The 6,533-nt window shown below is 60.8% G+C and carries 3 protein-coding genes and 2 rRNA genes; 2 read left to right on the top strand and 3 right to left on the bottom strand.

Going from position 1 to position 6,533, the window contains the following annotated elements:
* Positions 1 to 59: 59 nt before the first annotated feature.
* Both EZH22_RS13305 and rrf read left to right on the top strand, forming a co-directional pair.
* A 23S ribosomal RNA gene (locus tag EZH22_RS13305) occupies positions 60 to 2,886 on the top strand.
* A 96-nt stretch (positions 2,887 to 2,982) separates the two neighbouring features.
* A 5S ribosomal RNA gene (gene rrf, locus EZH22_RS13300) occupies positions 2,983 to 3,097 on the top strand.
* Positions 3,098 to 3,289: 192 nt separating this feature from the next.
* On the opposite strand, the gene EZH22_RS13295 is transcribed toward rrf, so the two are convergent.
* The 3 genes from EZH22_RS13295 to EZH22_RS13285 all read right to left on the bottom strand — a co-directional run bounded on the left by EZH22_RS13295 (position 3,290) and on the right by EZH22_RS13285 (position 6,362).
* Positions 3,290 to 4,327: an MBL fold metallo-hydrolase gene (locus EZH22_RS13295; protein WP_203196059.1), complete on the bottom strand. Its 1,038-nt coding sequence runs from the start codon at positions 4,325 to 4,327 to the stop codon at positions 3,290 to 3,292.
* Between the two features lie 283 nt (positions 4,328 to 4,610).
* Positions 4,611 to 5,315 carry an SDR family oxidoreductase gene (locus EZH22_RS13290; protein ID WP_203196058.1) on the bottom strand — a complete coding sequence of 235 codons (705 nt, stop codon included), beginning with the start codon at positions 5,313 to 5,315 and terminating at the stop codon, positions 4,611 to 4,613.
* A 96-nt stretch (positions 5,316 to 5,411) separates the two neighbouring features.
* Positions 5,412 to 6,362, bottom strand: coding sequence for a hydrogen peroxide-inducible genes activator (locus tag EZH22_RS13285; RefSeq protein WP_408647707.1), 951 nt, complete (start codon positions 6,360 to 6,362; stop codon positions 5,412 to 5,414).
* Positions 6,363 to 6,533 lie beyond the last annotated feature (171 nt).

The raw sequence follows: 6,533 nt of genomic DNA, 5'->3' as shown, positions 1-6,533 counted from the left end.
TCGGGCTGATTTCCCGCGAGGGGCGCCTCTGCCGAGGGGTGGGCATCGACGATGAGAACGATCAAGTGTCTTAAGGGCATTCGGTGGATGCCTTGGCGCTAAGAGGCGAAGAAGGACGTGATACGCTGCGATAAGCTTCGGGGAGCTGCGAATGAGCTTTGATCCGGAGATTTCCGAATGGGGAAACCCACCTTCGAAGACTGGAACTCCGAGGTTTCGACCTCGGAAGGGTCTCAGGACCCAACGAGGCTTAGGCTTCGGATTTCCAGTTTTCACATGAAGGTATTTGGCCCTGAATACATAGGGGTCAAAAGCTAACCCGGGGAACTGAAACATCTAAGTACCCGGAGGAAAGGACATCAACAGAGACTCCGTTAGTAGTGGCGAGCGAACGCGGACCAGGCCAGTGGCGAATGCGAGACAAGTGGAACCGGTCAGGAAAGCCGGGCCTCAGAGGGTGATAGCCCCGTACACGTAATGCGAACATTCGTCCTCGAGTAAGGCGGGACACGTGAAATCCTGTCTGAACATGGGGGGACCACCCTCCAAGCCTAAGTACTCCTTAGCGACCGATAGCGAACCAGTACCGTGAGGGAAAGGTGAAAAGCACCCCGACGAGGGGAGTGAAACAGTTCCTGAAACCGGATGCCTACAAACAGTGGGAGCCCAAGGTTCGTCCTGGGTGACCGCGTACCTTTTGTATAATGGGTCAGCGACTTAGTCTGGCGAGCAAGCTTAAGCCGATAGGCGTAGGCGCAGCGAAAGCGAGTCTGAACAGGGCGTTCAGTTCGTCGGATTAGACCCGAAGCCGGGTGATCTAGCCATGAGCAGGTTGAAGGTGGGGTAACACCCACTGGAGGACCGAACCGGTGCCTGTTGAAAAAGTCTCGGATGACTTGTGGCTAGGGGTGAAAGGCCAACCAAACCCGGAAATAGCTGGTTCTCCGCGAAAGCTATTTAGGTAGCGCCTCGTGCGAATACTCCTGGGGGTAGAGCACTGGAAGGGCTAGGGGGTCCCACAGACCTACCAAACCTTACCAAACTCCGAATACCAGGAAGTACTACACGGGAGACACACGGCGGGTGCTAACGTCCGTCGTGGAGAGGGAAACAACCCTGACTAACAGCTAAGGCCCCCAAGTCGTGGCTAAGTGTGAAAGGATGTGAGAGTCCGAAAACAACCAGGAGGTTGGCTTAGAAGCAGCCATCCTTTAAAGAAAGCGTAACAGCTCACTGGTCTAGGATTCTTGCGCCGAAAATGTATCGGGGCTCAAGCCACGCGCCGAAGCTTTAGGTTTGCACTTTGTGCAAGCGGTAGCGGAGCGTTCCGTAAGCCTGCGAAGGGACAGTCGTGAGACATCCTGGAGGTATCGGAAGTGCGAATGCTGACATGAGTAACGACAAACAGTGTGAAAGACACTGTCGCCGAAAGTCCAAGGGTTCCTGCGTAAAGCTAATCTGCGCAGGGTTAGCCGGCCCCTAAGGCGAGGCCGAAAGGCGTAGTCGATGGGAACCACGTGAATATTCGTGGGCCAGTGGGTGTGTGACGTATCCGGCAGATGGTTCGAGATTATTGGATTTCTCGGGCAATTCATGGGTACCAGGAAATAGCCCCCACATAGACCGTACCCGAAACCGACACAGGTGGACTGGTAGAGTATACCAAGGCGCTTGAGAGAACTATGCTGAAGGAACTCGGCAATTTACCTCCGTAACTTCGGGATAAGGAGGCCTCGGGCTTGGGCAACCAGGTTCGAGGGGCACAGACCAGGGGGTGGCGACTGTTTAGCAAAAACACAGGGCTCTGCGAAATCGCAAGATGACGTATAGGGTCTGACGCCTGCCCGGTGCCGGAAGGTTAAGAGGAGAGGTGCAAGCTTTGAATCGAAGCCCCGGTAAACGGCGGCCGTAACTATAACGGTCCTAAGGTAGCGAAATTCCTTGTCGGGTAAGTTCCGACCTGCACGAATGGCGTAACGACTTCCCCGCTGTCTCCAGCATAGACTCAGTGAAATTGAATTCCCCGTGAAGATGCGGGGTTCCTGCGGTCAGACGGAAAGACCCCGTGCACCTTTACTGTAGCTTTGCACTGGCATTCGTGTTTGCATGTGTAGGATAGGTGGTAGACGTCGAAGCGAGGGCGCCAGCTCTTGTGGAGTCTCCCTTGAAATACCACCCTTGGAAATATGAATGTCTAACCGCGGTCCGTCATCCGGATCCGGGACAGTGCATGGTGGGCAGTTTGACTGGGGCGGTCGCCTCCCAAAGAGTAACGGAGGCGCGCGATGGTGGGCTCAGAGCGGTCGGAAATCGCTCGTCGAGTGCAATGGCATAAGCCCGCCTGACTGCGAGACTGACAAGTCGAGCAGAGTCGAAAGACGGCCATAGTGATCCGGTGGTCCCTCGTGGACGGGCCATCGCTCAACGAATAAAAGGTACGCCGGGGATAACAGGCTGATGATTCCCAAGAGTCCATATCGACGGAATCGTTTGGCACCTCGATGTCGGCTCATCACATCCTGGGGCTGGAGCAGGTCCCAAGGGTTCGGCTGTTCGCCGATTAAAGTGGTACGTGAGCTGGGTTCAGAACGTCGTGAGACAGTTCGGTCCCTATCTGCCGTGGGTGTAGGAATATTGAGAGGATTTGTCCCTAGTACGAGAGGACCGGGATGAACGTACCTCTGGTGGAGCTGTTGTGGCGCCAGCCGCAGTGCAGCGTAGCTATGTACGGTCGGGATAACCGCTGAAAGCATCTAAGCGGGAAACCCACCTCAAAACGAGTATTCCCTCGAGAGCCGTGGAAGACCACCACGTTGATAGGCCGGGTGTGTAAGCGTGGCGACACGTTGAGCTTACCGGTACTAATCGCTCGATTGGCTTGATCGTTCTCATCCTCGATGTCCATCAGGGGAAAACCCCGATGGCCGACGATCATCGTCTTTGAAAATCCAGCTTCGCAATGCCCAATTTGTCCTTTGCCGGCCTGGTGGCTATGGCGAGGAGCCTGAACCCGATCCCATCCCGAACTCGGCCGTTAAACTCCTCAGCGCCAATGGTACTTCGTCTCAAGACGCGGGAGAGTAGGTCGCTGCCAGGCCTGCAAAGGACAAATTGCGCAAATGCCCATGTCACGACTTCCCAAAAACCCCCGACGCCTCGCCGCGTCGGGGGTTTTTGCGTTCAGCCCCAACCTCAACTCAAACCCAACCCCACACCGCCAGGCCAACCCCGCCAAAGGCCAGGAAATCAGCCCCGAGCAAAGGCGGAGACGCCCGTGCGCCCGGTTGCGCTACCGTGCCACAGGCCCTTTCGCCTTCTTCCACGCGTCGAGACCGCCCTCGATATGACAGGCTGTTTTCAGACCGGCGTCCTGCGCGGCCTGCACCGCCATCGCCGAGCGTTCGCCGAAGGCACAGTAGAAGACGATCCGCTTCCCCGTGGCGGCCGCCAGTTCATGCAGCACGCCGCCAGTGCCGATATTTTCCCGAAGGTCGGGATAAGGCGCGTGGAGCGCGCCCGGAATGGTACCGTGCCGTTCGCGTTCGCTCTTCTCGCGCAGGTCGACGAGCACCACGTCGGGCCGCCCACACAACGCCGCCGCCTCGACCGCCGAGAGCGCCCAGCCCCTGCGTGCGATCTCCTCCTGGTGGAGACCGACATGGACATTGGCCGGCACCGCCACGTCCATCATCTTCGGATTGGGCAGCTTCAGGTTGTTCATGAGGTCGATATATTCCTCGACCGACCTAACCCTCAGACGCGGATTGAAGTGCCTCTCCTCGCCGATGGTCGAAACGGTGTCGCCCTTGTAGTCGTGCGCCGGGTAAACCAGCGTCTCGTCCGGCAGCCGCAGCAGCTTGTTGAAGATGGAATCATACTGCGCGCGTGGATCGCCATTCTGGAAATCGGTGCGCCCGGTGCCGCGAATTAGCAGCGTATCGCCGGTGAAGACACGCCCTTCCAGAAGGAAGGAGTAGGAATCGTCCGTATGGCCGGGCGTGTAGAGCACGTCGAGGCTGAGGCCCTCGATCGCGACGCGCTCGCCTTCCGCAACGCGCATTGCGACCACGTCGGCCTTCGTCTGCTCACCCATCACCGTGATGCAGTGCGTCTGGTCCCGCAGCGCACCGAGGCCCGTGATGTGGTCGGCGTGCAGGTGGGTATCGACCGCCTTGACCAGCCTGAGGTCGAGCTCCCGCACGAGCTGCAGATAGCGATCGACCCTTTCCAGCACGGGATCGATGATCAGCGCCTCACCGCCGGGGCGGCTGGCGAGCAGATAGGTGTAGGTGCCGGACACGCTATCGAACAATTGGCGGAAGATCATCGACAGCTCCGTTTGGAATGGGCAGGCACGGAAAGCGCGGGCGCGGGCCCCCCTTCGGGTGCCGCACGATACGGATACGGATCGGGTGTGGTCCAGCCTTCGGGATGCTTCTGCCGGCCTCCACGTTGCCGGTGACCTTGAACGGCCCCTCCCCTCTTCGTCGTCACCGAGATGGCGCCGGGCGATGTCCTCGGCGGGGCGCCCACGTCCTCCTGCGCCGGAATGCCGAAGGCCGGGCCGCACGCGGCGGGCGGGAGGAGCGTGCGGCCCCTCCCCCGCGACCTCAGACCGACCGGGTCAATCCTCCATCCACGCGGATGTTCTGGCCGGTGATGTAGCCGGCGCCGTCCGAGGCGAGGAACGCGATGGTGGCGGCGATCTCCTGGCTCGTGCCATAGCGTTGCATGGGCACGCTCTGCCGGCGGTCTTCGGTGGCGGGCAGGCTGTCGATCCAGCCGGGCAGGACGTTGTTCATGCGGACATTATCGGGGGCGTAGGTGTCGGCGAAGATCTTCGTGAACGCCGCAAGGCCCGCCCGGAACACGGCGGAGGTCGGAAACATGGCGCTCGGCTCGAACGCCCACGCCGTCGAGATGTTGATGATCGTCCCGGACTTCTGCGCCTGCATGAGCGGTGTCACGAGGCGCGCCGGGCGGATCACGTTCAACAGGTAGACGTCGATGCCCGCGTGCCACTGCGCGTCGCTGATCTCGAGAAGCGGCGCACGCGGGCCGTGGCCAGCGCTGTTCACCAGCACGTCGACACGGCCCCACCGTTCCACCGCGTCATCGACGAGGCGTTTCAGATCCTCGTTCGACTGGTTCGAGCCGGTGAGGCCGAACCCGCCGAGCGCCTTGCCGAGGTCCTCGCCCTTCCCCGACGAGGACAGGATGGCGACCTTGAAGCCGTCGGCGGCCAGTCTGCGTGCCGCCTCGGCGCCCATGCCGCTGCCGCCGGCCGTGATGAGCGCGACCTTGTTTCCTGCCATCGTCGTTACTCCCGTCATATGTCACTCATGGTTGCGATCATCTTCAACGCACCGGGCGTCCATTGCCGCCACCGGGCCCTGACTGCGCACACGTCCTCATCCCGGCCCGGCCCACGCGGCCCGGCCGCCGATGCAGGACATGGCGCCATGGAACTGATCCGCGGCGTTTGAACCCTCCACCCCCACCTCACGGACAATTTCGGCGACATGCTCGAACTGGCCCGCCAAGGGGTTGGTCTTTCGCCAGATCATGCCGATCGTCCGCGACGGGCGCGGATGGGCGAGGCGTGCGATGGATACGGATGCCGAGCGCGTCTCGACAGGAATGGCCATCTGCGGGATGAGTGTCACCCCGATGCCGGCCCCGACCATCTGCACCAGGGTCGTCAGCGAGCTTCCCTCCATGAGGTCGCGCGGCAGGCTCGACGACATGGTGCAGAAGGATATGGCCTGCTCACGGAAGCAATGCCCCTCTTCCAGCAACAGCAGCCGCATCTCGCACAACATCTGCGGATTCGGCACCGGCATCTGCGCATCTTCCAGTGGGCGCACCAGAACGAATTCCTCGTCGAACAGCGGGTATTCGCTCAGGGAGGGCTCGGACACCGGCAGGGCCACGATCGCCGTGTCGAGCCGGCCTTCCACCAGGTCTTCCACCAGCCTTTGCGTCACTGCCTCGCGCGGGCGCGGATCCAGTCCCGGAAAGCATTCGGTGAGGCGCTTGATCACGCTCGGCAGCAGATAGGGCGCAACGGTCGGGATGACGCCGATCCGCAGCCGCCCGGCCAGCGGGCTGTGGGAGGAGCGCGCCAGGTCGTCCAGCTCATCCACGGCGCGCAGGATCTCGCGCACCCGCAGCGCGAACGCCTCCCCGAGATTGGTCAGGCGGATCTGCCGCGTGCCCCTTTCGACCAAAGGAGCGCCGAGGGTTTCCTCCAGCTCCTTCATTTGCAGGGAAAGGGCCGGCTGCGAGATGGAACAGGCGCCGGCGGCGCGACCGAAATGACCATGCTGGGCGAGCGCCTCGAAATAGCGCAGCTGCTTCATGGTGATACCATTCATAATCTGAATTTATCGTGTCCATTTGAAAATGCAAATTTTCATTATCACACTTCTGGAGTAGGACTCTGCCGGTCAACGGAGGGCGCGCAGCATGGGGGCTGTTCCACCGCGATCGACCGATCGCCGGGCTGCATGCGCATCTGGCAGCGCTCCAGA

This window comes from Xanthobacter dioxanivorans, from assembly GCF_016807805.1.
GTDB lineage: Bacteria > Pseudomonadota > Alphaproteobacteria > Rhizobiales > Xanthobacteraceae > Xanthobacter > Xanthobacter dioxanivorans.
Note: the sequence above shows the minus strand (reverse complement) of the source record. Positions and strands in the feature narration are given on the sequence as shown.